The sequence below is a fragment of the Pseudomonas graminis genome (genome assembly GCF_013201545.1).
In the GTDB taxonomy this organism is placed as follows: Bacteria; Pseudomonadota; Gammaproteobacteria; order Pseudomonadales; family Pseudomonadaceae; genus Aquipseudomonas.
On record NZ_CP053746.1, the window covers coordinates 4,703,615 to 4,725,661 of the forward strand.

The following is a 22,047-nucleotide window of genomic DNA, read 5'->3' on the forward strand; positions in this document are numbered from 1 at the left end:
TCTCGTCGGCGCGCAAAATCGCAAGTTGAGTATCGATCTGACCGCCCTGGCCCAGACTCGATATCTGCGCGGTGGTTTCCTCCAGTTGCGCCAATAGCCGCTTGCCTGCCAGCCAGGCCAGACCCAGCAGCATGCCCAACAGCGGCAACAGGAACAGCAGAATTTGTCCGGTGAGGCGGTCGGCCAGGCCGACGACGCGGGCTTCCGGGGTTACCAGGCCAATGCGCCATCCGGTGCCGGCCATGGTCGCCAGGGTGACGTAGGCCGGGCCGTTGAGCCGACCGTCGTGCTCAATCCTCAGGGTCGAGAGGGCCGAGGTGTTGCTCGCGAGCTGATCAGCCACCGGCTTCAACCAGGGTTGCTCCTGGCTCAATCCGGTAATGGTCAACAGGCCCTTGGTGCCTTTCGCATCGGGGAAATACAGCAGATTCCCCGAAGGATCGACCGCAAATGCGTAGCCGTCGGTGACGCCGCCTTTGTCTTTGAGGAAGGCCGCCAGACCGTCAAGCTTCAGGTCGATGGTCGCCACACCGGCGAACGCGCCCTGGGCCCGATAAGGGACGCTGCAGGTGGTCATTGCCACGCCGCTGACCGGGTCCTGATAGGCGTCGGACCAGACGCAATGCCCTGCCGGTGAAGACTTGGCCCCGGTGTACCAGGACTCAGCCTGATAAGGCGGCGTTTTGGCCTGGTTGTATTCGTCAGAGAAGTCCAGTCGGTTGCTGGTGTCCCGTGCCCAGAAAAAACTGCGCCGCTCGGTGCCTGCGGCAAAGGCGTTGGGCTCCGGCCACACGCCGCCACCGGCGATGGCGGAATCCCCCTGGCTGTCGATCAGCCCGGGGAAATTGCTCATGTACAGGGTTTCTTCGTGGGGCAGTGTCTCCGCCAGCAGCGCCATGGCAGCAGCGGTCCCCTCGATGCGACTCAGTGGCAGCGCCAACTGACGGGTAATGGCGCTGGCTGACTGCTCCGCCGACTCGGTGCCGGCGGCCACCAGTTGGGGTTTGCCGCCCAGGGTCATGACCGCGAAAATCGCCACCGCCGTGAGAATCAGCAATGTCAGGATCCCCAGGGTCATTCGTCCAGCAATACGGCGGGGAATCAAAGACATGGTCAAGCTCCGAAGGAAATGTAGGGCTACATTTGCAACGGCCGTGACAGGCAAAAGTTGAAGCCGGACAGGCGTTTAAGCGACCTGAGCGACAGGAGGTCATAGGATGACTCGCCAAAAGTCAGCCCCCGCGCCCCGGTCAGACCTCCATGGCGTCCCGCGCCACCCGAACATGGTCGGGCAGTTCAGCGGCATGCTCCATCAGCCACGCATCCAGCGTATGCCCGACATGGGTCAGCAACGCTTGCGCGGGCTTGAGCGCTTCAATGATCTGCCGCGCCACATTCACATCATTGTGGTTGCGCGGCGTTTGCGGCTGGGGCGGCATGGAGCAATCCAGGACCAGCACGTCGAGTGCCTCGCGCTGCAAAAAGCTCTGGGTGTCGTGGGGCAAGCCGACGGTGTCGGTGAGATAGGCGATGCGCCGCCCTCCGCCTTCCAGCAGATAACCCAGCGTTGGCTTGGAATGCAGCAGCGGCAGCGCGGTGACTTGCAGTTCGCCCATCGACCGGCTTTCGAAGGGCATGAACGGCTGGCTGAAATCCAGTATGCCGGGGTGCTTGTACAGGTCCGACAACCCTTCCGGGTCCACCGGGCCATGCACCGGGATCACCAGACCCTGGCCCCAGCGCAGGTGCAGCAGGCCTTGGGCGTGATCGGCGTGGTAGTGGGTTTGCAGGATGCCGCTTAGGCTGCGCGGCGGGAAGCGTTCAGTCAGGTCGGGCAAGCCGCTGTCGATCAGCCAGCGTTGTTCCCCCAGCTCCACCAGCGCGCAGCTCGGGCGGCGGCGCAGGCGTTTGTCGGCATGGGCGGCGCGACAGGCCGCGCATTCGCAGCCGTAAACCGGCACTTGCCGCGCATCCCCCGTGCCCAACAGGGTCAGGCGCATGCGGGGGCGCGCTCCAGTCGCTGCAACAGTCGGGCGACCGTCTGCTCCAGGGCGCCGGAGTTGTCGAGGACGATCAGCGACGGATCGCTCACCTGCAGGTCGTCAGCGAATTGCGCGTTGCGCGCCAGCCGGGTTTCGATGTCTTCGGCCGACTCGCGCGCCCGACTGAGCAAGCGCTCCCGCAACACCCCCTGATCCACGGTCAGAAGCACAACCCACAGCGACGGATAACGCAACCGCGCCTGGGGCAGGTGCCCGCGCGAACCGTTGACCAGGACGTCGTGCCCGTCGGCCAGCCATTGATCGATCTCTTTCGGGATGCCGTAATGCAGGCCGTTGGCGGACCAGCTCAAGGCAAACGCACCCTGGGCCTGCAGCGCCTCGAAGCCCTCGACGCTGACGGCCTGGGCCGCTTCGCCCTTGGCTTCCGCCGAACGGGTGATGACCCGACGCACGATGCGGCAGTCCCGCGCAGCCAACGCCTCGCGGGCCGCGTCCAGCAGGCTGTCCTTGCCCGAACCCGACGGCCCGATGAGATAGATCAACCTGCCTGCCATCAGAACACCCTCTTCGCTTGTCGCCAGACTTGTTGAATGATTGGCAGTGTGCCGATAGCCCGGGCGTGGATCAGGTCGGCGCGCAGGCCGACGCGAATCTCGCCGCGATCGTGCAAGCCCGCCGAACGGGCCGGTGCCAGGCTCACCGTGGTCACGGCACGCGCCAGCCCGGCGCCTGCCGAGTCATCCGCTGCATCCAACTGGGCGCCCAGGGTGAATGCCGCCTGCAACAGGCTGGCCGGATAGTAATCGCTGGAGAGAATATCCAGTAGCCCTTCTTCGGCCAATGTCGCCGCCGCAATGTTGCCCGAGTGCGAGCCGCCGCGAACGATGTTAGGGGCGCCCATCAACACACTCATACCCATACGCCGGCAGCCCTGTGCGGCTTCGAGGGTGGTCGGGAACTCGGCGATGCTCATGCCGTAACCCGCCGACTCTTCCACGTGAGCCAGGGTGGCGTCGTCGTGGCTGGCCACCGACAACCCACGGGGCAGGCAGATGTCGACGATGGCCCGGCGATAACGGTCGCTGTAAGTCTTCGAATTGGCGACCTGCTCGACGATGAAGGCGTCCATTTGCTCGCTGCTCAGGTGGTACTTGCCTATGTAGTACTCACGGTACTTGGATTCCAGGGCGAACTGGCGCTGGCCCGGCGAATGGTCCATCACCGACACCAGCTGCACCAGCGGTTGCTCGACCAGGTCGCGGAACACGCTGAGGGTGTCGGGGTGGCAGACCTCGCAGCGCAGGTGCAGGCGGTGCTCGGCGCGGGTCATGTCGGCGGCGTTGGCCTTGGCGATCGCGTCGACCATGCCCGGCAGTTGCTGCATGCGCTTGCCCTTGGGATTGACGTCGCCGATGGACAGCGCGTCGAACACGGTGGTGATGCCCGCCGCGATGATTTGCGCGTCGTGGCTCATCACCGCCGAGGCCGACGGCCAGTCCACACCGGGGCGCGGGCTCAGGTGTTTTTCCAGGTTATCGGTGTGCAGCTCGACCAGCCCCGGCAGCAGGTAATCGCCGTTGAGGTTCTGCGCCTGGGGCAACTGGCTGAGGCGGTCGTCCACCTCGCTGATCAACCCGTCGCGCAGCACCAGGGTACCGGTGAAGACGCGCTCGGCGGTGACGATCTTGGCGTGGGTCAGGATCTGTTCGTTCAGCATTGTTCGGTCTCCTTCGGGCTTGAGGCCATCGAGGGTTGCAGGTCGACATCTGGCGGGGTCATGTCCAGGTGGCGGTCGGACACCGCTTCCCGGGCCAGTCGGTCGTGGAAGATGCCAATCACCGCAGCGCCGGCGCTTTTCGCTTCATGGATCAATTCAAGGACCACCTGGCGATTGCCGTCGTCCAGCGAAGCGGTAGGCTCGTCCAGCAGCATCACCGGCCACGGCACCATGAAGCCGCGGGCGATGTTGACGCGCTGCTGCTCGCCGCCGGAAAACGTCCCCGGCGCCAGCTGCCACAGCCGTTGGGGAATGTTCAGCCGGGCGAGCAGATGCTCGGCGCGGGCCTGGGCGTCCTCGCGTTTCCAGCCACGGGCCAGGGCCGGTTCCATGACCACGTCGACGGTGGCGACGCGGGGAATCACCCGCAGAAACTGGCTGACGTAGCCGAGGGTGTGCTGGCGCACTTGCAACACCTCGCGCGGCGCAGCGCCGACCAGCTCGATCCACTCGCCCTGGTGCTGCACGCGAATGCTGCCGCCGGCCGGCAGGTAGTTGCCGTACAAGGTGCGCAGCAGCGTGCTTTTGCCCGCGCCGGAATGACCGTGGAGCACCAGGCATTCGCCGCCGCCGACGGAGAAATTCAGGCCGCGCAGCACGTTGAGCACGACGCCGCTCTGCTGGTGCAGGGTGAAGGTTTTCGAGAGGTCACGGACCTCGATCAGCGTGTTCATTGAAGGCATCCCGAAAGTCGGATCATGGCTGCAGCACTGAAGACACCAGCAGCTGCGAGTACGGATGTTGCGGGTCGTCGAGGATCTGATCGGTCAAGCCGGTTTCCACCACGTGAGAACGGCGCATGACCATCAGCCTGTCGGCAAGCAAGCGGGCGACGGCCAGGTCGTGGGTGACGATCACCACCGCCAGGTCCAGCTCGCGCACCAGCCCGCGCATCAGGTCCAGCAAACGCGCCTGCACCGACACGTCGAGGCCGCCGGTGGGTTCGTCCATAAACACCAGCCTTGGGCCGGACACCAGATTTCGGGCGATCTGCAAACGTTGTTGCATGCCGCCGGAAAAGGTCCGCGGCAGGTCGTCGATGCGGGCCGGGTCGATCTCCACCTGATTGAGCCAGTCCAGCCCGGCCGCCCGCAGCGCCTGATAATTGCGCACGCCCTGGGCCATCAGCCGCTCACCGATATTGGCGCCGGCCGATACCGCCATGCGCAGGCCGTCCCGAGGGTTCTGCTCAACGAAGCCCCACTCGGTGCGCAGCAAGGTGCGGCGCTCGGCCTCGCTGGCGCTGTACAGATCCAGCCATTGGCCGGCGCTTTTGTGGGTGTCGGCGAGGCGGTAATCGATGACGCCGCGGTCGGGCGCGCAACGGCCGCTGAGCAGGGACAGCAGCGTCGACTTGCCCGAGCCTGACTCGCCGACGATGCCCAGCACCTCGCCGGGATAGAGCTCGAAACTGACCTCCTGGCAGCCTTTCTCCGGGCCGTACAGCTTGGTCAGGCCACGCACCTTCAGCAGCGGCTGGGTGCAATCAGTGATTGCTTCACGGTTGATCCGTTGAGCAGCGTTCATTGGACGGCCCTCCCCTGACTGACCCGTTGCGCGCAGTAGTCGGTGTCCGAGCAGACGAAGCTCTGGGTGCCCTGATCGTCGAGGATCAGCTCGTCGAGAAACGAATCCTGGCTGCCGCAAATGGCGCAATTGTGTTCCCACTTCTGCACTCTAAAAGGGTGATCCTCGAAATCCAGGCTGGTGACGCGGGTGAACGGCGGCACCGCATACAGACGCTTCTCGCGACCGGCGCCGAACAGCATGAGCGCCGGGCTCATGTCCAGTTTCGGGTTGTCGAATTTGGGGATCGGCGACGGGTCCATGACGTAGCGCTCGTCGACTGTCACCGGGTAGGCGTAGGCCGTGGCGATGTGGCCGAAGGTGGCGATGTCCTCGTAAAGCTTGACGTGCATGACGCCGTAATCATTCAGCGCGTGCATGGTGCGGGTCTCGGTCTCCGACGGTTCGATGAAGCGCAGCGGCTCGGGGATCGGCACCTGATAGACCATGATCTGGTCGGCGTGCAGCGGCGTTTCCGGGATGCGGTGACGGGTCTGGATGATCGTCGCCTCGGGAGTGCGTTCGGTGGTGGCGACACCGGCGGTGCGGGCGAAGAAGCGGCGGATCGACACGGCGTTGGTGGTGTCGTCGGCGCCCTGATCGATGACTTTGAGCACGTCTTCGGCGCCAAGGATCGCGGCGGTCAGTTGCATCCCGCCGGTGCCCCAGCCATAGGGCAGCGGCATTTCGCGGCCACCGAAGGGCACTTGATAGCCGGGAATGGCCACGGCCTTGAGCAGGCCGCGACGGATCATCCGTTTGGTCTGTTCGTCCAGATAGGCGAAGTTGTACGCCTCATCTCTCGGCGTCGATGGTAAAGGCTGTGGGCGTGGCGGCGTGGCGGCATTCATTGGGCCTGCTCCCTGGAGGGCGTGCGCAGTTTGCGGATCAGTTCCAGTTCGGCCTGGAAGTCCACGTAGTGCGGCAGTTTCAGGTGCGAGACGAAACCGGCGGCTTCGACGTTGTCGCAGTGGGCGAGCACGAACTCTTCCTGCTGCGCCGGCGAGACGATCTCCTCGCTGTACTCACCGGCGCGCAACGAGCGGTCCACTAGCGCCATGCCCATGGCTTTGCGTTCGGCGTGCCCGAAGGCCAGGCCGTAACCGCGCGTGAATTGCGGCAGCTCGGTGGCGGACCCGACGAACTGGTTGACCATCTCGCACTCGGTCACTTCGATGGCGCCGATGGAGATCGGGAAGCCCAGCTCTTCCGGCTCGATCCACACCTCCACTTCACCGACGCGAATCTCGCCGGCAAACGGATGATTGCGGCCGTAGCCACGCTGAGTCGAATAGCCCAGTGCCAACAGAAAACCTTCGTCGCCCCGGGCCAGCGCTTGCAGGCGCTCGGCGCGGCTGGCCGGGTACTCCAGCGGCTCACGGGTGATGTCGGCGACCGGCGCGCCGGTGTCCTGTTCTTCCTTGATCAGGCCTTCTTTCGCCAGCAATCCCAACACCCGCGGACAGTCCTGGACCGCCGCGTCGGCCTGACTTTCAGGGCCAGGGAATTCGCCTTCAGCCAGTAAGGTGAAATCCAGCAAGCGATGGGTGTAATCGAAGGTCGGTCCCAACAGCTGCCCGCCCGGCACGTCCTTGAACGTGGCCGACAGTCGCCGGTTGAGCTGCATGTCCGAGGTGTCGATGGGCAGGCTGGCGCTGAAGCGCGTCAGCGTGGTGCGGTAGGCGCGCAGCAGGAAGATCGCTTCCACCAGATCGCCGGCCGACTGCTTGATCGCCAGCGCCGCGAGTTCGGCATCGTACAGCGAGCCTTCGGTCATCACCCGGGCGACGGCCAGGGGCAATTGCTGACGGATCTGTTCCACGCCCAGCTCGGCAACCGAGGGGTCGCCCCGGCGCTGTTTCGCCAGCAGTTTGTGGGCATTGTCGATGGCCTGTTCGCCACCTTTGACGGCAACGTACATCAGGCCGCTCCTCTTGAGGGTTGAAGACTCGAAGGCTGGGACTTGAACAGCACTTGAGTACTGCGCGGCAAACCGAGCAATTCGCTGCCGGCGACGAAGAACACGTCGATCCCGCGGGGGAAGTCATTGCGCGATTCCCGCTCCTGCCAGAACGCTTCCTGCAACGGCAGGCTGACGTGGTTTTTGCTTTCGATGCCCGGCCCGCGCCAGGCCAGTTGCGTGCCACCCTGCAGACTCGGCAACTGGACCAGCAGTGTGCAGGACTGGTCGGGGTAGCGATCATTGCCCAGGTCGAAACCGCTGAGGTCGTGCAACTGGCTGTCGTCGAGCAGCGCGAAGCGGGCGTTCTGCCGATCGCTGACGATCGGGCAACCACAATGGAAGGTCAGGTTGGCGCGAATGGCCTGGGTGTCGAACGTGGGCGCGAGCCACAGCGGCGTGTCGATGTCCAGCAAGGCCAGGCACAGGGCGTGGCTGGCCGCAGCGAGGCCTTCGAGGTGCGGCGGGGTTTGCGTGGCGAGCAGGCTTTGCGCTACACCGGGGCCGGCCAGCGCCTTGAGGGCGGCGCGAAAACTGCGCTGGGCATCCAGCACCGGATCGGTGAATGCCGGCTGCAGCAAGGACGCGGGCAAGGATTCAGTTGCGAGAGAGGTGCTCATCAGTTTTCTCCTCTGACCAGGGTGAAGAAGTCCACTTTGGTCGCGGCGGTTTCGGCTTGTTGTTGGGCCCGGCGCAGGTCTTGCGCGCGGGCCAGCGGGTCGATCAGGTCGCTGATCCAGTGGGCCTGTTGGGCGCCCTGCAAATGGGCGTCGGCCAGAGCGGCGAGTTCGGCGTGGGCCTTGTCACGCCCGGCCAGGTAGCTGAAGCCGGTGCGGCCGTCGGCCAGGCGCACCACGCAACGGGTCACGGTCATCTCGCCGACGTTGAACGGCGCACCGCTGCCGCCCATGCGACCACGCACCAGGGTCATGCCGATTTCCGGCGCGCGAATCAGTTGGTAGTCGGCGTCACGCAAGGCGGCTTCGTGGGCCTGCAGTTCGGCGCGGCGGCTGCGCGAGAGCACGCCGATCCAGTGCTGGCGGGCGGACAGTTCGGGGGCTGCAGCGTCGGGCGCGGTGGAGGAAACGGGTGTCGCAGTCATCAAGGGCATCTCCGTCAGGTGACGATCTGATACTGGAAGCGGTCGGAGCGGCTGGTGGAATGGGCAATCTCCACCGGGTTTCCGTGCGCATCATGGGAAAGGGTGAGCACCGTCAGCGCCGGCAGATGACGCGGCATCAGCAGCACACTGGCTTCTTCGCGACTGGGCAGGCGCGCGCCGATCAGGCTGAAGGTGCGGGTCAACGGCAACTGCCGTTCGGTGAGGAACTGGCGCACCGAGCCGCTGACGTAGTCGGCGATCAACGACGCGCGGGTGGCGCAGTAGCGGTGACGAATCAGGCAGACCGGCTGGCCGTCGAGGCGCCGCAGGGTTTGCAGTTCGATCAGCGGCGCGTGGGGTTCGAGGCCCAGATGCGCGGCCTCCTCCACCGTTGCCGTGCAATGCCGGCGTTGCAGCAGCACCGCCTCGACGCCGTGGCCGAGCGCGGCAAGGGATTCGCTGTAGGCACTGCCGGCAGCAACCGGGTACACCAGCGGCCGGCCCAGCACCTGGGTGCCTTTGCCCTGGCGGCGCAGCAGGCTGCCTTCGCGGACCAGTTCGTCGATGGCCCGGCGAACCGTATGCCGGTTGACCTCGAAGCGCGCGGCCAGCTGCACTTCGGCGGGCAGGTATTCGCCGGCGGTGTAGCGGTCAAGTTCACGGCGCAGGGTTTGCGCCAGTTCGAGGTACATGGGTTCTCGGTGAAGCGGTTCGGATTGTCTAGACAACTGCATGGCTAAAAAAAAGGGTTCGCACCCTCTCCTGTCGTGGTCATTAGATGAACTGCTTGCGCAGGCGCTGGGAGAATATGTCGATGACGCTCACCACCACGATGATCACCAGCAGCACCGAGCAGGTCTGGGTGAACTGGAAGGCGCGGATGTTTTCCCAGAGGATCACGCCGATCCCGCCGGCACCGACCATCCCCACCACCGTCGCCGAGCGCACGTTGGATTCGAATCGGTACAGCGCGTAGGAAATCCACAGCGGCATCACCTGCGGGATGACCCCGAAGATCACTTCCTGCAAGGCACTGGCGCCGGTGGCTCGAACGCCTTCGACCGGGCCTGGATCAATCGCTTCCACCGCTTCGGCGAACAGCTTGGCGAGCACGCCGGTGGTGCTGATCCACAACGCCAGCACGCCGGCGAATGGGCCGAGGCCGACCGCCACCACGAAGAGCATGGCGAAGACCATTTCGTTGATCGAGCGGAACGAATCCATGACCCGGCGCAGCGGTTGATGAATCCACCACGGCGTGATGTTGTCGGCGCAAAGGATGCCCAGCGGCACCGAGCAGACGATCGCCAGCAGCGTGCCCCAGAGGGCGATCTGCACCGTGACGATCATTTCCTTGAGGTACGCGCGCCATTCGTGAAAATCGGGCGGGAAGAAGTCGGCGGCGAAGGTCGCCATGTTGCCGGAGTCACGGTACAGCGCCAGCGGGTTCATTTCCGCGCCGTGCCAGGCCCAGGCCATCATCGCCAGGAACAGGCCCCAGCCCAGGTATTGCGGCCAGCTGCGCTTGCCAGCGGCCTGGATGTAAGCAGCGTGAGTGGTCATAAAGAATCCAGTTGCGATCGGGTGAAGCGTCATGACTGGCGCGCTGGGCCCTCGAGCTGCAGCGCGCCCCGTGCATCAACCCGCCTTGGCGGTGCCTTGTTTTTCCAGCTCGGAAATACGGTCCTGCAGCTTGGTCAGCCCGGCGTCGATGTCTTTCAGGCGGGTGGCCTTTTCTTCAGCGCTGAGGGTGGTGCTGGCGGTGGTTTCGGTCTTCTGCTTGAACAGCTCGAGCTGGCGGATGGTCAGCAGTTGGTCATCCGAGGACTTGAGGAACTTGCCCATCTGCATGTTTTTCAGCACGGCCTTTTCTTCGTCGGTGTCGCCGTAGTTGGCGAAGAAATCGCGGATCTTGTTCTTGTCCGCGTCGGACAGGCCCTTGCGCCAGACCATCGGGTCGGCCGGGATCAGTGGCGATTTCCAGATCACCTTGAGCATCGCAGCCTTGTCCGGCTGGGTGACTTCCAGGCGGTCCCAGCTCTCAGTGTTGAAGGTGGCGACGTCCAGTTGCCCTTTGGCCACGCTGAGGGCGTTGACTTCGTGGCTGGAGTTCAGCGTGCGTTTGAAGGCGGTGGCGGCGTCGACGTGGTTCTGGGCGAACACGTAGTAACCCGGCACCAGATAGCCCGAGGTGGAATTCGGGTCGCCGTTGCCGAAGGTCAGTTCCTTGGCGTGCTTGAGCATGTCCTCGACTGAATTGATCGGGCTGTCCTTGCGCGCAATGATCACGCTCCAGTAGCCGGGCGCGCCGTTGGCGGCAGCGGTCTGGGCGAAGATTTCGCCGCCGGAACGGTCCACCGCTTCAATGGCGGCCTTGTTGCCGAGCCAGGCCACGTCGACCTTGTTGAAGCGCATGCCCTGGATCAGGCCGGCGTAGTCGGAAGCGAAGGTGGCGTTGACTTTCAGCCCGGTCTTTTTGGTCATGTCGTCGATGAACGGCTGCCAGACGCTCTTCAGGTTCTGCGACGACTCGGTGGACATGATGCCGAAGTTGATGACGTTGTCATCGGCCTGCGCAGTGCCCATCAGGCAACCGGCGACGACAGCGGCAGACGCGAACACGCGCCCGATACGGTTCAACATGGGGAACTCCCGGAGCTGGTTTTGGGTGTGGGGTTGAGTGGTTTTGTTACCGGTGCCGCCACCTGAGTCAGGCGCGGGCCATCATCAGCCGCGACGGTCGTTCGCTGTCCCGTGCCGTGCCGTCGAACATCAGGCTGGTGTCAGCGTCGGCGCCGTACAAGTCATTGAGGAACTGGCCGTTGAGCTCGCTGCCGTTGCCGTCGAAGTGAATACGCCCGCCCTTCAGTGCCACGGCACGCGGGCAATAACGTACGGCGTAATCCACCTGATGCAGGGTGACGACAACGGTCTTGCCGTCCCGGCGATTGATGTCGGCGAGGATTTCCATGACCTTGCGCGCGGACTCGGGGTCGAGGGAGGCAATAGGCTCGTCAGCCAGAATGACTTCGGCCTGCTGGGTCAGCGCACGAGCAATGGCCACACGCTGCTGCTGGCCGCCGGACAGCGTCGAGGCCCGCTGCGGCGCCAGATCGGCGAGGCCGACGCGGTCGAGGTTGGCCATGGCGCGGGCTTTTTCCTCGGCATTGAACAGCCCGAGACTGCCGCGCCAACGCGGCATGCGACCGAGGCAACCGAGCAGGACGTTGTCGAGGACGCTGAGGCGATTGACCAGATTGAACTGCTGAAAGATGTAGCCGATGTCGGCACGCAAACGGCGCACCTTGCCGTTGAGCCGGCCCGAAGCCTGCACTTCCCGGCCCAGCACCTGAACGCTGCCGCCGTTGCTGCGATCACAGCAGGCCAGCCCGGCCAGATGGCGCAACAGGGTGGATTTGCCGGAACCGGAAGCGCCGATCAGCGCCACCATTTCCCCGTGTTGTATAGACAATGCAAGGTCAACCAAAGCGGTCTTGCGGACGAATGTCTTGTTCAGGCGGTCGACGTGGATGGCTGCGGTCATGGGCTTCTCTGGTCTTGTGATTCCAGCGTCCTGCCGGGGGTGAATGATCAGCCGCACGACCGTCCATGGCCGCGTTCGGTGCGAGTGACATTAGGGGCAGCCTGTGGCAGTTCCATGAATCGACGATGACGGCGGCGTTTCACTTCGGAGACGGTTTGATGCGGGATTTTTCGGGGGTTTTGTGGACATCAGGACGTTAAAGGGCGGTCTAGCGGCTGTGCGGGCTAGACAAGTTGCGCGGATGTTGAAGGCGGGATGGGAAGGGTTCTGGCAGGGCTGAAATAAATAATTCGTGCCGTTGGTCCGTTGGCACAGCCCGATGCAGTGAGTGGGACTGGCTTTAGCCTGGAAAGCGTTGGATGTCACGCTGCGGGATTGAGGGCGTAAAGACTGGCCTCTTCCCGGCTGAAGCCGGTCCCACAAGATCACCGCATCCCGTCAGTGAGACCTGTGACGCGGAGCGTCAGGGGATGCATTCCCACGCGGAGCGTAGGGAACGATCACCTCGTACCTAGTGGGACCGGCTTTAGCCGGGAAGCTTTTGATCTGCTTTTGATCCTGATCTTCAAACACAAATAGTTCAGTCACCGCCAATCGCGACTTGGGTGCAGGCTGAACGCAGGTCTCGCGGAGTGGGCCGAGCGGCATGGATGCCGCGAGAGCCGCCCCCCGCCATGGATGGCGGATGGCGGCGGGCCCACGGAGCGGGACCGGAGTGAAGGAACCCGACGAAGTCGGGCCCAACCAGGAGCAGGCACCCTTGGTTACTTGGGGTGCTTTTCCAAGTAACTCGCCGAAGGCGAAACAGAGGCCGTTAGGCCGACGCCCTTGATCTTGATCAGCCATTTAGATCCTGAACGTCCCCACCAAATGCTGCAGCCGCGCCGTCTGGTGCTCCAGATGAGCACAGGCATCGAGCGTCGATTTCAGGTTATCGACCCCTTCCTGATTCAGCGTATTGATCTCCGTAATGTCGACATTGATCGACTCCACCACCGCCGTCTGCTCCTCGGTCGCGGTCGCCACCGACTGGTTCATCCCGTCGATCTCACTGATCCGGCGGGTCACGCTGTTGAGGCGTTCGCCGGCCTGATTGGCGATGGTCACACTGTTCTCGCTCTGGCGCTGACTCTCGGTCATGTTGATCACCGCATCACGGGCGCCGACCTGCAACTCCTCGATCATGCCCTGCACCTGCTGCGCCGAATCCTGGGTGCGGTGCGCCAGGTTCCTCACCTCGTCTGCCACCACCGCAAAACCACGCCCCGCTTCCCCTGCCCGCGCCGCTTCAATGGCGGCGTTGAGCGCGAGCAAGTTGGTCTGCTGGGAAATGCCGGTGATCACTTCCAGAATCTGACCGATGTTTGCAGTCTTGTTGTTCAGCGTTTCGATATTGGCGCACGACTCGCTGATCTTCTCGGACAGCTGGTTCATCGCCTTGATGGTCTGGCTGACAACGCCCTGACCTTCACTGGCCAACTGCGTGGCTTCGCTGGAATGCTGCGACGCCAGCGCGGCGTTCTGCGCGATTTCCTGGGCGGCGGCGCCGAGCTGGTTGATCGCGGCGGCCACGCTGCTGGTGCGGCTGGTCTGCTGATCGGAATTCCCCATCGACGAGTTCGAGGCCCCGACCACACGGGCCGCGACTTCACCCAGTTGCCCGGCGGTCGACGCCACTTCGCGGATCGAGCCGTGAATACGCTCCAGAAAGCGGTTGAACGACTGCGCCAGCGCGCCGAACTCATCCTGGGACACGATAGCGAGACGCATGGTCAGGTCACCCTCCCCGTCGGCAATGTCCTGCATCGCCCGGCCCATCTGGTGCAACGGCTGCATCAGCACGCGGATCAACAGCCCCAGCAACACCATGATGATCGCCACAGCAATGACCATGGCGAGAATCGCCGAAGAGCGGAATTCGCTGAGCATTGAGTAGGCCGCGTCGCGGTCGAGCACCAGCGCCACGTACCAGCTCGCCGACGACAGCCCCTCCACCTTGGTGAACGAGATGATCTGCGCCTTGCCGCCGGACTCGATTTCCGCCACGCCCGGCGCTATGGTCGGCGCACCGTTCGGATAGGCCTCGCTGACGTTCTTGAGGATCAGCTTGCTGTCCGGGTGAATCAGAATCTTGCCGTCGGCGCTGACGATGTACGCATAGCCATGGCCGCCAAAGCTCAGCGAGTTGATGGTCTTGCTGATCGCGTCCAGGGAAATGTCCGCGCCCGCGACGCCGATCATCTGCCCCTGCTGGCGCACCGGTGTGGCCAGCGTCACCACCAGCTTGCCCGACGACGCGGCGATGTACGGCTCGGTCACGATAATGCCCTGAGCCGCATCCGCCGCCTTGTACCAGCCACGGGCTCGCGGGTCATAGTCCGCCGCACGATTACCCGCAGGCACGGAAAACATCACCCCGTCCTTGCTCCCGAAATAACTGAGCTGGAAATTGTCCGGGTAGACCGGCAAACCGATCGCACGCTGCAAACTGCCGAGCGCCGGACCGTCCACAGCGATCTGCTGAGCCATGGAGTTGAGCAACTGCGTGCGGCTGTCGAGCCAGGTTTGAATGTTTTGCGTGGTCAGACTGCCCAACTGTTGAAGTTCGGAGGCGACACTGTTTTTCAGGGTTTCGCGCTGGCGATAATCGTTCACCAGAATGAAACACGAGAAAGCAACTACCACGATGAGTGCAGCGGCCAGCAGGATTTTTCTGCTGAAACCCAGACGTTTGATCATATGCGTGTGTCCATAACAGAGATGACAGCGACAAGAGTGCGATGCCGATAGGTGCGCTGCGCTTTGCACGGGTGCAGCAGGAAAGAGAAGGCACGGCCTGAAAGATGTTTCGGCTGCAAACCCAGGGAGTTTAGGGCCGGTTACCGATGAAAATTGAGTGCTGTTCTTTAGGAGGAGAAATAGTTGAACTTCAATACAATTGCGGGACGTTAGTTCAAGTAGTGGATCCAATAAAGACCGTTGTTTATATACGGCTTAACTAACAGACGTCGAATATGGGCGCGATGAATTGCCGACGTGTTCGCGCAGCCATATGACGCGGAGCGTCAGGGAATGCGTTCCCACGCAGAGCGTGGGAACGATCGGACGTCCGGGTGTCAGCTCGAAACAACCCCGTTGCCCACACCTGCCCCTTCCCGGCTAAAGCCGGTCCCACTAACAGACCGCGCGCGATGTAGGACCGGCTTCAGCCGGGAAGCTTTTGATCTTGATCTTCATACACATAACGCCTAGACACCGCCAATCGCGACTTAGGTGCAGGCTGAACGCAGGTCTCGCGGAGTGGGCCGAGCCGCAGGGATGCGGCGAGAGCGCCGTCAGGACATGGATGTCCGTTCGGCGCGGGCCCACGGAGCGAGACCGGAGTGAAGGAACCCAGACGCAGGAGGGGCCCAACCAGGAGCACAAGCCCTTGGCTGCTCTTTAAAATCGAGAGCGGGGCTTTATCAAGTAACTCGCCGAAGGCGAAACAGTCTGCCCCCAGGCAGATGCTTGGGATCTTAAAGATATTGATCTGCCGTCAGGCAGATGCTCTTGATCTCCCTGCGCAGCACGCATCATCACGACTCCAGATGACACCGCACCCGCTCCCCCGCCACCGCCCCCCTCGCCGGCAACAACGCCTGCGGCCGCTCGCAACCCGAGGTTGCCTTCGGACAACGATCCCGGAAAAAACACCCCGTCGGCAACGTCCGATTGCCCGGCAGCTCGGTCGGCGCCGACACCTGAGCGTCGTCCACCGCCCCCCCCAGACGCGGCACCGCCTCCAGCAACAGCTGCGTATACGGATGACGCGGTCGCTCCAGCACCTCCGCCGCCGTACCCAACTCCACAATCTGCCCCAGGTACATCACCGCCACCCGGTCGGCCATATGCCGCACCACCGACACATTGTGGGAAATCAAAATGTACGTCAGGTCCCGGCTGCGCTGCAGCTCCGCCAACAAGTTGAGGATCTGCGCCTGCACCGAAATATCCAGTGCCGACGTCGGCTCATCGAGCACGATGATGTCCGGGTTGGACGACAACGCCCGGGCAATGGCGATCCGCTGACGCTGCCCGCCGGAAAACTGATGGGGAAAGCGATCAAGGTATTCCGTGCGAATACCCACCTGGGCCGCCACCTTCTCCGCGATGCCACGCATTTCCTGACGCGGCGCCGATCGCTGCACGAACAACGGCTCGGTGATCACTTTCCACACCGGTAGCCTCGGGTCGAGGGACGACTGCGGGTCCTGAAACACGATCTGCACGTTGCTGCTGCGTTCTTTGTCGCTGTTATAGACCCAGTCAAGCCGGCCCGAGGTCGGCTTGATCAAGCCCATCAACAACTGCGCCAGGGTGCTTTTGCCGCAGCCGGATTCACCGACCACGCCGAGGGTTTCGCCGGCGCGGACCTGCAGATCAATACCGTTCAGGGCATGGGCCAGGGCTTTCGGGCGACCGAGCCAGTCCTTGCCCATGGGGTAATGCACGCGCACGTCTTGCAGGCCGAGGATGGTCGGGTTTTGGCCGGGCAATGTCTGCAGAGCTGGAAGGGTCATGGCCGCGACTCCTGTGCGGTGATGTGTAACGGCGCGCTCAACCAGCAGGCGCTTTTGCGGTCTGCGGCGGCATCGATGATCTGCATCGGCGGGCGCTGCAGGCATTGGGCCGTGGCGAAGGCGCAGCGATCAAGAAAGGTGCAGCCCTCTGGCAGCGCCGAGAGATTGGGCACCTGCCCGGGAATGGTCTTCAGGTCCTGGCCCGGCTCGACCATCTCCGGTAACCCGCTGAGCAAACCCTGGGTGTACGGGTGTCGCGGGTCGGCCATCACCTGCGCGGTGACGCCCTGCTCCACCACTGCGCCGGTGTACATCACGTAGACCCGATCGCAGAACTGCGACACCAGCGCCATGTCGTGGGTGATCAGCAAAATCGCCGTGCCCCGCGCACGGGCCTTTTCCCGCAGCAGCAACAGCACTTGCCGCTGCACGGTGACGTCCAGCGCGGTGGTCGGCTCGTCGGCGATCAGCAACTGCGGGTCGCAGGAGAACGCCAGAGCGATCATCACCCGCTGACGCATGCCGCCGGAAAGTTCGAAAGGGTAACTGTTCATCACCTGCTCGGGGTCGGCGATGTGCATGTCCCGCAGCAACGCGATGGCTTTGGCCCTGGCGTCCGCCTTGCTCAGGCGCTGGTGATGGATGATCACGTCGAGCATCTGCCGACCGATGCGGCGGGTCGGATTGAGCGCGGTCATGGGCTCCTGAAAGATCATGGCGGCGTCGCGGCCACGCACACTCAACAGGTCCTTCTCTTTGGCGGTGAGCATGTCGCGGCCGAGAATACTCAGGCTGCCACTTTTCACTTCGTAAGAGCGCTCCGGCAGCAGGCGCAGGCTGAGCATCGCGGTGACCGACTTGCCCGAACCGGACTCGCCGATCACCCCGACGATCTCGCCGGGATTGACGTGCAGCGACACCCCATTGAGCGCGTTGACCGTGCTTCTGTAGGCCGGAAATTCGATGCGCAGGTCGTCGATGACCAGCACCGGGGCCTGCTCGGGCAGAGGTTGTTGAACGGAAGCCTGCATGGTCATTTCCCCCGCTGCCGTGGGTCGAGCAAGTCACGCACGCCGTCGCCCAAAAGGTTGAAACCGGTGGCGGTGATCAGAATCGCCACGCCGGGAAAGGTCGAGTACCACCATTGATCGAGGATGTAGTTGCGCCCGGTCGCGACCATGGCGCCCCACTCTGCCGTCGGCTGTTGCGCGCCCAGGCCAATGAAGCCCAGGGCCGAGGCCATGAGGATGGCGCTGCCGATGTCCAGGCTCAGCTGCACCAGCAATGGCGGCATGGCATTGCGCGCCACGTGCCAGATGACCATGTGCCATCGTCCGGCGCCGAATGTTTCGGCCGCCTTGACGTAACCCATCTGGCGGATGCTCAGGGCCTGCCCACGGGCCAGCCGTACGTAGAACGGAATCCGCACCAGCGTGATCGCCAGCATGGCGTTGAACAGGCTCGGGCCCAGCGCCGCAGCCAGGGCCATGATCAGCACCAGCGACGGCACCGACAACATGATGTCCATCAGGCGCATGATCAGCCCGTCGAAACGCCCGCCGATGATCCCGGATATACAGCCCAGCAAGCCGCCGGCAAAGCACGAAGCGAACGCCACGAACAGGCCGACGCCGACGGATTGCCGGCTGCCGTACAGCACGCGGCTGAAAAGATCGCGACCCACTTCGTCGGTGCCGAACCAATGGGCGGCGGACGGCGCGGCCAGACGCTGAGTGAGGTTCAGCGCGTTGGGATCATGGGACGCGAGCCAAGGCGCAAAGGCCATCACCAGCAGCACCATCACGGTAATCAGCAGCCCGGCCATGGTCAGTGGACTGCGGCGAATCTGATGGGCCAGATACGCCCATTTGTCCAGCCAACGCGAGGCGGCCGGCAGTGGCGCCACGGCGGGCGCGGTGATCGGAGTCGTCATGTCAGTTGACCTCGCCAATGCGCGGATCGATCAGGCGGTACAGCAGATCGATCGCCATGTTCAGCAGCACATAAATGAAGGAAACCATGATCGCGAACCCCATCACTGCCGGGAAATCCAGCGACTGGATCGACTTGACCACGTACGCGCCCATGCCCGGCCAGGCGAACACGGTTTCCGTGAGCACCGCGCCGTAGAGCAGATCGCCCAGGGTCAGTCCCAATACCGTCACCGAGGGAATCAGCGCGTTGGGCAAGGCGTGGCGCAGAATCACTGCCCATTTCGACAGGCCGTAGGCGCGAGCGGTACGGATGTAATCTTCGCCGAGCTGGTCGAGCATCGCCGAGCGAATCTGCCGCGCCACCACGCCCAGGTTGACGAAGCCCAAGGTGATGGCCGGCAGAATCAAGTGCTGCACGGCGTTGAAGAACAGCCCGGTGTCGCCCGCCAGCAGCGTATCGATCAGGTAAAAACCGGTGACGGTCCGGGGCGGGTCCAGGCCTTCATCCAGGCGCCCGCTGCCGGGCAGCCAGTTCAGGTGACCGTAAAACAGCACGATCAGGCCCAGCCCCAGCCAGAACGCCGGGGTCGAAATCCCGGTCACCGCCAGGGTTCGCGCGACCTGGTCGATGAAGCGGTTGTGGTACACCGCCGAAAGCACGCCCAACGGCACGCCCACCAGAATCGACAGGGTCAGCGCCGCCAGCGCCAGTTCCAGCGTGGCCGGGAAGAACGCCTGCAAATCTTCGAGCACCGGGCGATGGGTGCGAATCGACGTGCCCAGGTCGCCGTGCAGCAGGTCAAGCATGTAGCGGCCGTATTGTTGATACAGCGGCAGATCCAGCCCCAACTGATGGCGGATGTTTTCGACGATGGCGTCGGTGGCGCGGTCCCCGGCGATCAGTCGCGCGGGGTCGCCCGGAATCAGGTGCGAGATGGAAAAGGTAATCAGAGAAACGCCGAACACCACCAGCAGCAGGCCGCCCAGGCGTTTGCGCAGCATATTCAGGAAGGCCATGGGGCACCTCGGTCACGCAGTCGATCAATAACGCGAAACAGCTCGCGGACACAGCGCTGCTTCACCGGGCCCCGCCTCCCTTGCAGGGCCCTGTGAGTCACAGCGATTTACGGGATGCAGCGCTTACTTGGTGATCGTGCCGACGTTGAACACCTGTTCCAGCATCGGGTTGAACACGTAGCCCTTGACCTTCTCGCTCATCGGCAAGGTGTAGGCCTTCTGATAGAGGTAGGCGTAGACGCTGTCGTTGAGCACGATCTTCTGCGCCTGCTGGTACAGATCGGTGCGCTTGGCCATGTCGTTGGTGGTCGCCGATTCGCGAATCAGTTTGTCCACCGCCGGGTTGTCGTAGAAGGAACGGTTACCGGCCAGGCCCTTCAGCTTCGAGTCGAAGAAGAAGTTCATGAACATGTAGGGGTCGGCGAAGTCCGGGCTCCACGAGCCAATGGCGATGTCGAAGTCACCGGTGCCCAGGCGCTCACGCATGCTGGCGTTGGCGAGTTTCTCCAGCTTGAGGTTCACGCCCAGCGGTTGCAGACCGGCTTGCAGGGTCAGACCAATCGGCTCCCAGTTCGGGTCCTTGTCGGAGTACATGAACGTCAGGTTGCTGACCTTCGGCGACACTTTCGCCAGATCGGCCTTGGCTTTGTCCATGTCCTGCTTGAACGCCGGCAGCTTCTCGTCATAGGCCCACATGCCCTGGGGGATCGGGCCATTGAGTGGCTTGGCCTTGCCTTTCAGGATGCCGTTGATGATGCCGTCGTAATCCAGGGATTCGACGATGGCCCGCCGCGCATCCGGGTTGTTCATCGGCGCTTTCTGGGTGTTGAGGTACAGCAGCGTCACCCGCAGCGACGGGTAATCGCCGACAACGATGCCCGATTTTTTCGCCAGCGCTTCGAGCTGGTCTTCGGGCATGTCTTCGATGATGTCCAGATCACCGTGTTCCAGCTGTAAACGCCGCACGGACGCCTCGCCGATGATCTTCACCACGACCTTTTTCAGGGTCGGCTTGGGGCCGGCGTAGTAGCTGTTCTGCTCCATGGTCAGGGCCTGGCCTTTCTGCCAGTTGACCAGCTTGAACGCCCCGGAACCTGCGGTGTGGTTGGACAGGTAGGCGTCCGCGCCTTCGGTTTTCTTCGCCACGTCCGGGTTGATGATCGCCGCGCCGTTGTGGGCCAGCGTGGAGAGGAACGGCGCGTACGGCGCTTTCAGGGTGAAGCGCACGGTCAGCGGATCGACCACCGACACGGCCATGTCCTCGGGGAAGGCGCCGGACGGGCCCTGCTTGAGCTTCATCACCCGGTCAAAGGAGAACTTCACCGCTTCGGCGTTGACCTCGGCACCGTCATCGAATTTGTTGCCAGGCTTGAGCTTGAATTCCCAGGTCAGGTTGTCCGCCGAGGTGGTCCAGCTGCTGGCCAGCTCCCCTGCCACTTCGGTGCTGCCCTTGCCGTTTTCGACCTTGTAGGTCACCAGCCGCTGGTACGCCGGGTAGGTCACGGTCCAGTCGTTGTTGTCGATGGTCACGGCCGGGTCGAGGGTCTGCGGGTCGGAGGGTTTGCCGATCATCAGGGTGTCCTGGGCCACGGCTGCGCTGGCAGATTGCCAGGCGCCGAGGCCCATCGCAGTGCAGAGGACTGCCATCGCCAGGGTGCGGGGGGTAACGATTGATTTCATGCCGGTTCCTTGATCGTTCGATGTTTGAAAGTTCGTCAGGTTTGTTATTGAAGCTATACCGGGCAGTTCAAGCTCACAGGCGTCAGGCCTGCGAAATGGCGCACCCTGCCCTTGCGAGGTCGGGTGGCGCCAGATTCAGCCGGGATTCGTGGTTGTCCCGGTCGGTTGTTCGTGTGTCCTGTCTTGTCTTGCGTCTTGCGTCTTGCGTCTCGCGTGTTCAGGTGGCGGGCTGGATTGAGCCGTCGTCGATCAGCGGGTAGTTCTCGGCGTCCGGCAGTTCGTAATGCCACCACTCGCTGTCGATGTAGGTAAAGCCTGCCGCCAGCATGATCCCCAGCAACAGCAGGCGATTGCGCTGTATGTCGGCGGGCAGGTCGGCGAAGAACTGATGGGACTGCTCGCGCATGTCATCGAAACTGGTGCCCATGTCGAGGGGCTGGCCGCTGGCATCGATCAGGGTCAGGTCCACTGCCACGCCTCGGGTGTGGTGGGAGCCCAGGCCGGGATCGCGCACGTATTCCGGATTGGGCAGCGCCTGCCAGAGCAGGTACTGCGCGTACCCCGGGCGATAGGCGTCGAAGATGCGCAGGCGCAACCCGGCCTGGCGCGCCAGGGCGCTGGCCTTGCGCAGACAGCGCTCGGCGTCGCGATGCAGCAGGCAGCGTGGGTCCTGGTAAATCCGCTTGCCGGCGAGGTTGTCGACACCGGCGTAGATCAAGTCGACCTCGACCTGCAGCGCGTGGGCGTCGACTTCGACGAGGGGGCTATTCACGTAACGACACTCCAGATCAGCGTGTTCATTCATCATGCGTTGAGGGGGTGGAGCTTCCCGGCTGAAGCCGGTCCTACTAAAAGCGCGAGTCATTTAGCGGGCCCGGCTTACTCCCGTAGAACCGGCTTCA

Annotated in this window: 20 protein-coding genes and 2 pseudogenes; all 22 read right to left on the reverse strand. The window is 63.5% G+C overall.

Annotated features, from left to right (window positions below):
• Positions 1-10 precede the first annotated feature (10 nt).
• A pseudogene (locus tag FX982_RS24935) lies at positions 11-1,111 on the reverse strand (PDC sensor domain-containing protein); the annotation flags it as partial.
• A 139-nt stretch (positions 1,112-1,250) separates the two neighbouring features.
• Positions 1,251-2,000, reverse strand: a complete 750-nt coding sequence (gene phnP, locus FX982_RS21070) for a phosphonate metabolism protein PhnP (RefSeq protein WP_172612408.1) — start codon at positions 1,998-2,000, stop codon at positions 1,251-1,253.
• Entirely contained in the window at positions 1,991-2,557 is a 567-nt protein-coding gene (phnN, locus tag FX982_RS21075; RefSeq protein ID WP_172612410.1) for a phosphonate metabolism protein/1,5-bisphosphokinase (PRPP-forming) PhnN, read from the reverse strand. Before phnN ends, phnP begins: the two co-directional genes overlap by 10 nt.
• The gene (locus FX982_RS21080; protein ID WP_172612412.1) at positions 2,557-3,720 is read right to left on the reverse strand and encodes an alpha-D-ribose 1-methylphosphonate 5-triphosphate diphosphatase; all 1,164 of its coding nucleotides are present in this window, start codon (positions 3,718-3,720) and stop codon (positions 2,557-2,559) included. Before FX982_RS21080 ends, phnN begins: the two co-directional genes overlap by 1 nt.
• Positions 3,714-4,454 (reverse strand): phosphonate C-P lyase system protein PhnL, encoded by a 741-nt coding sequence (phnL, locus tag FX982_RS21085; protein ID WP_172612413.1) that lies wholly within the window; start codon positions 4,452-4,454, stop codon positions 3,714-3,716. The genes FX982_RS21080 and phnL overlap by 7 nt, the downstream gene beginning before the upstream one ends.
• Before the next feature lie 22 nt (positions 4,455-4,476).
• The gene (gene phnK, locus FX982_RS21090) at positions 4,477-5,307 is read right to left on the reverse strand and encodes a phosphonate C-P lyase system protein PhnK (protein WP_172612415.1); all 831 of its coding nucleotides are present in this window, start codon (positions 5,305-5,307) and stop codon (positions 4,477-4,479) included.
• Positions 5,304-6,197 carry an alpha-D-ribose 1-methylphosphonate 5-phosphate C-P-lyase PhnJ gene (locus FX982_RS21095; protein ID WP_172612417.1) on the reverse strand — a complete coding sequence of 298 codons (894 nt, stop codon included), beginning with the start codon at positions 6,195-6,197 and terminating at the stop codon, positions 5,304-5,306. Before FX982_RS21095 ends, phnK begins: the two co-directional genes overlap by 4 nt.
• The gene (locus FX982_RS21100) at positions 6,194-7,267 is read right to left on the reverse strand and encodes a carbon-phosphorus lyase complex subunit PhnI (protein WP_172612418.1); all 1,074 of its coding nucleotides are present in this window, start codon (positions 7,265-7,267) and stop codon (positions 6,194-6,196) included. Before FX982_RS21100 ends, FX982_RS21095 begins: the two co-directional genes overlap by 4 nt.
• On the reverse strand, positions 7,267-7,899 hold the full coding sequence (gene phnH, locus FX982_RS21105; protein ID WP_172613130.1) for a phosphonate C-P lyase system protein PhnH: 633 nt from the start codon (positions 7,897-7,899) through the stop codon (positions 7,267-7,269). Before phnH ends, FX982_RS21100 begins: the two co-directional genes overlap by 1 nt.
• 26 nt (positions 7,900-7,925) lie before the next feature.
• Positions 7,926-8,408: a phosphonate C-P lyase system protein PhnG gene (phnG, locus tag FX982_RS21110; RefSeq protein WP_172612420.1), complete on the reverse strand. Its 483-nt coding sequence runs from the start codon at positions 8,406-8,408 to the stop codon at positions 7,926-7,928.
• Positions 8,409-8,422: 14 nt separating this feature from the next.
• Positions 8,423-9,142: a phosphonate metabolism transcriptional regulator PhnF gene (gene phnF / locus FX982_RS21115; protein WP_172612422.1), complete on the reverse strand. Its 720-nt coding sequence runs from the start codon at positions 9,140-9,142 to the stop codon at positions 8,423-8,425.
• Positions 9,143-9,182: 40 nt separating this feature from the next.
• On the reverse strand, positions 9,183-9,971 hold the full coding sequence (gene phnE / locus FX982_RS21120; protein WP_122535792.1) for a phosphonate ABC transporter, permease protein PhnE: 789 nt from the start codon (positions 9,969-9,971) through the stop codon (positions 9,183-9,185).
• Between the two features lie 75 nt (positions 9,972-10,046).
• Positions 10,047-11,051 (reverse strand): phosphonate ABC transporter substrate-binding protein, encoded by a 1,005-nt coding sequence (phnD, locus tag FX982_RS21125; protein WP_172612424.1) that lies wholly within the window; start codon positions 11,049-11,051, stop codon positions 10,047-10,049.
• 67 nt (positions 11,052-11,118) lie between these two features.
• Positions 11,119-11,952 carry a phosphonate ABC transporter ATP-binding protein gene (gene phnC / locus FX982_RS21130; protein WP_172612425.1) on the reverse strand — a complete coding sequence of 278 codons (834 nt, stop codon included), beginning with the start codon at positions 11,950-11,952 and terminating at the stop codon, positions 11,119-11,121.
• Between the two features lie 846 nt (positions 11,953-12,798).
• A complete protein-coding gene (locus tag FX982_RS24940) occupies positions 12,799-13,722 on the reverse strand; it encodes a methyl-accepting chemotaxis protein (protein WP_438826347.1) in 924 nt (307 codons plus the stop codon).
• Positions 13,705-14,691, reverse strand: a pseudogene (locus FX982_RS24945) (cache domain-containing protein); the annotation flags it as partial. The gene FX982_RS24940 and the pseudogene FX982_RS24945, both read right to left, overlap by 18 nt.
• 839 nt (positions 14,692-15,530) lie before the next feature.
• Positions 15,531-16,514, reverse strand: coding sequence for an oligopeptide/dipeptide ABC transporter ATP-binding protein (locus FX982_RS21140; protein WP_172612429.1), 984 nt, complete (start codon positions 16,512-16,514; stop codon positions 15,531-15,533).
• A complete protein-coding gene (locus tag FX982_RS21145; RefSeq protein ID WP_438826290.1) occupies positions 16,511-17,545 on the reverse strand; it encodes an ABC transporter ATP-binding protein in 1,035 nt (344 codons plus the stop codon). Before FX982_RS21145 ends, FX982_RS21140 begins: the two co-directional genes overlap by 4 nt.
• 2 nt (positions 17,546-17,547) lie before the next feature.
• Positions 17,548-18,447, reverse strand: coding sequence for a D,D-dipeptide ABC transporter permease (gene ddpC, locus FX982_RS21150; protein WP_172612433.1), 900 nt, complete (start codon positions 18,445-18,447; stop codon positions 17,548-17,550).
• A 1-nt stretch (position 18,448) separates the two neighbouring features.
• The gene (locus FX982_RS21155; RefSeq protein ID WP_172612435.1) at positions 18,449-19,465 is read right to left on the reverse strand and encodes an ABC transporter permease; all 1,017 of its coding nucleotides are present in this window, start codon (positions 19,463-19,465) and stop codon (positions 18,449-18,451) included.
• 123 nt (positions 19,466-19,588) lie between these two features.
• Entirely contained in the window at positions 19,589-21,145 is a 1,557-nt protein-coding gene (locus FX982_RS21160; protein WP_172612436.1) for an ABC transporter substrate-binding protein, read from the reverse strand.
• Positions 21,146-21,362: 217 nt separating this feature from the next.
• On the reverse strand, positions 21,363-21,917 hold the full coding sequence (gene ddpX / locus FX982_RS21165) for a D-alanyl-D-alanine dipeptidase (protein ID WP_254074841.1): 555 nt from the start codon (positions 21,915-21,917) through the stop codon (positions 21,363-21,365).
• Positions 21,918-22,047 lie beyond the last annotated feature (130 nt).

Coding starts and splice junctions, on each gene's coding strand:
- FX982_RS21145 (WP_438826290.1), bottom strand. CDS start 17,545: ATGCAGGCTTCCGTTCAACAACCTCTGCCCGAGCAGGCCCCGGTGCTG.
- phnE (WP_122535792.1), bottom strand. CDS start 9,971: ATGACCACTCACGCTGCTTACATCCAGGCCGCTGGCAAGCGCAGCTGG.
- phnF (WP_172612422.1), bottom strand. CDS start 9,142: ATGCAGTTGTCTAGACAATCCGAACCGCTTCACCGAGAACCCATGTAC.
- FX982_RS21155 (WP_172612435.1), bottom strand. CDS start 19,465: ATGGCCTTCCTGAATATGCTGCGCAAACGCCTGGGCGGCCTGCTGCTG.
- FX982_RS21100 (WP_172612418.1), bottom strand. CDS start 7,267: ATGTACGTTGCCGTCAAAGGTGGCGAACAGGCCATCGACAATGCCCAC.
- FX982_RS21095 (WP_172612417.1), bottom strand. CDS start 6,197: ATGAATGCCGCCACGCCGCCACGCCCACAGCCTTTACCATCGACGCCG.
- phnG (WP_172612420.1), bottom strand. CDS start 8,408: ATGACTGCGACACCCGTTTCCTCCACCGCGCCCGACGCTGCAGCCCCC.
- FX982_RS24940 (WP_438826347.1), bottom strand. CDS start 13,722: ATGCGTCTCGCTATCGTGTCCCAGGATGAGTTCGGCGCGCTGGCGCAG.
- phnK (WP_172612415.1), bottom strand. CDS start 5,307: ATGAACGCTGCTCAACGGATCAACCGTGAAGCAATCACTGATTGCACC.
- ddpC (WP_172612433.1), bottom strand. CDS start 18,447: ATGACGACTCCGATCACCGCGCCCGCCGTGGCGCCACTGCCGGCCGCC.
- phnL (WP_172612413.1), bottom strand. CDS start 4,454: ATGAACACGCTGATCGAGGTCCGTGACCTCTCGAAAACCTTCACCCTG.
- phnP (WP_172612408.1), bottom strand. CDS start 2,000: ATGCGCCTGACCCTGTTGGGCACGGGGGATGCGCGGCAAGTGCCGGTT.
- FX982_RS21140 (WP_172612429.1), bottom strand. CDS start 16,514: ATGACCCTTCCAGCTCTGCAGACATTGCCCGGCCAAAACCCGACCATC.
- FX982_RS21080 (WP_172612412.1), bottom strand. CDS start 3,720: ATGCTGAACGAACAGATCCTGACCCACGCCAAGATCGTCACCGCCGAG.
- phnN (WP_172612410.1), bottom strand. CDS start 2,557: ATGGCAGGCAGGTTGATCTATCTCATCGGGCCGTCGGGTTCGGGCAAG.
- FX982_RS21160 (WP_172612436.1), bottom strand. CDS start 21,145: ATGAAATCAATCGTTACCCCCCGCACCCTGGCGATGGCAGTCCTCTGC.
- phnD (WP_172612424.1), bottom strand. CDS start 11,051: ATGTTGAACCGTATCGGGCGCGTGTTCGCGTCTGCCGCTGTCGTCGCC.
- phnC (WP_172612425.1), bottom strand. CDS start 11,952: ATGACCGCAGCCATCCACGTCGACCGCCTGAACAAGACATTCGTCCGC.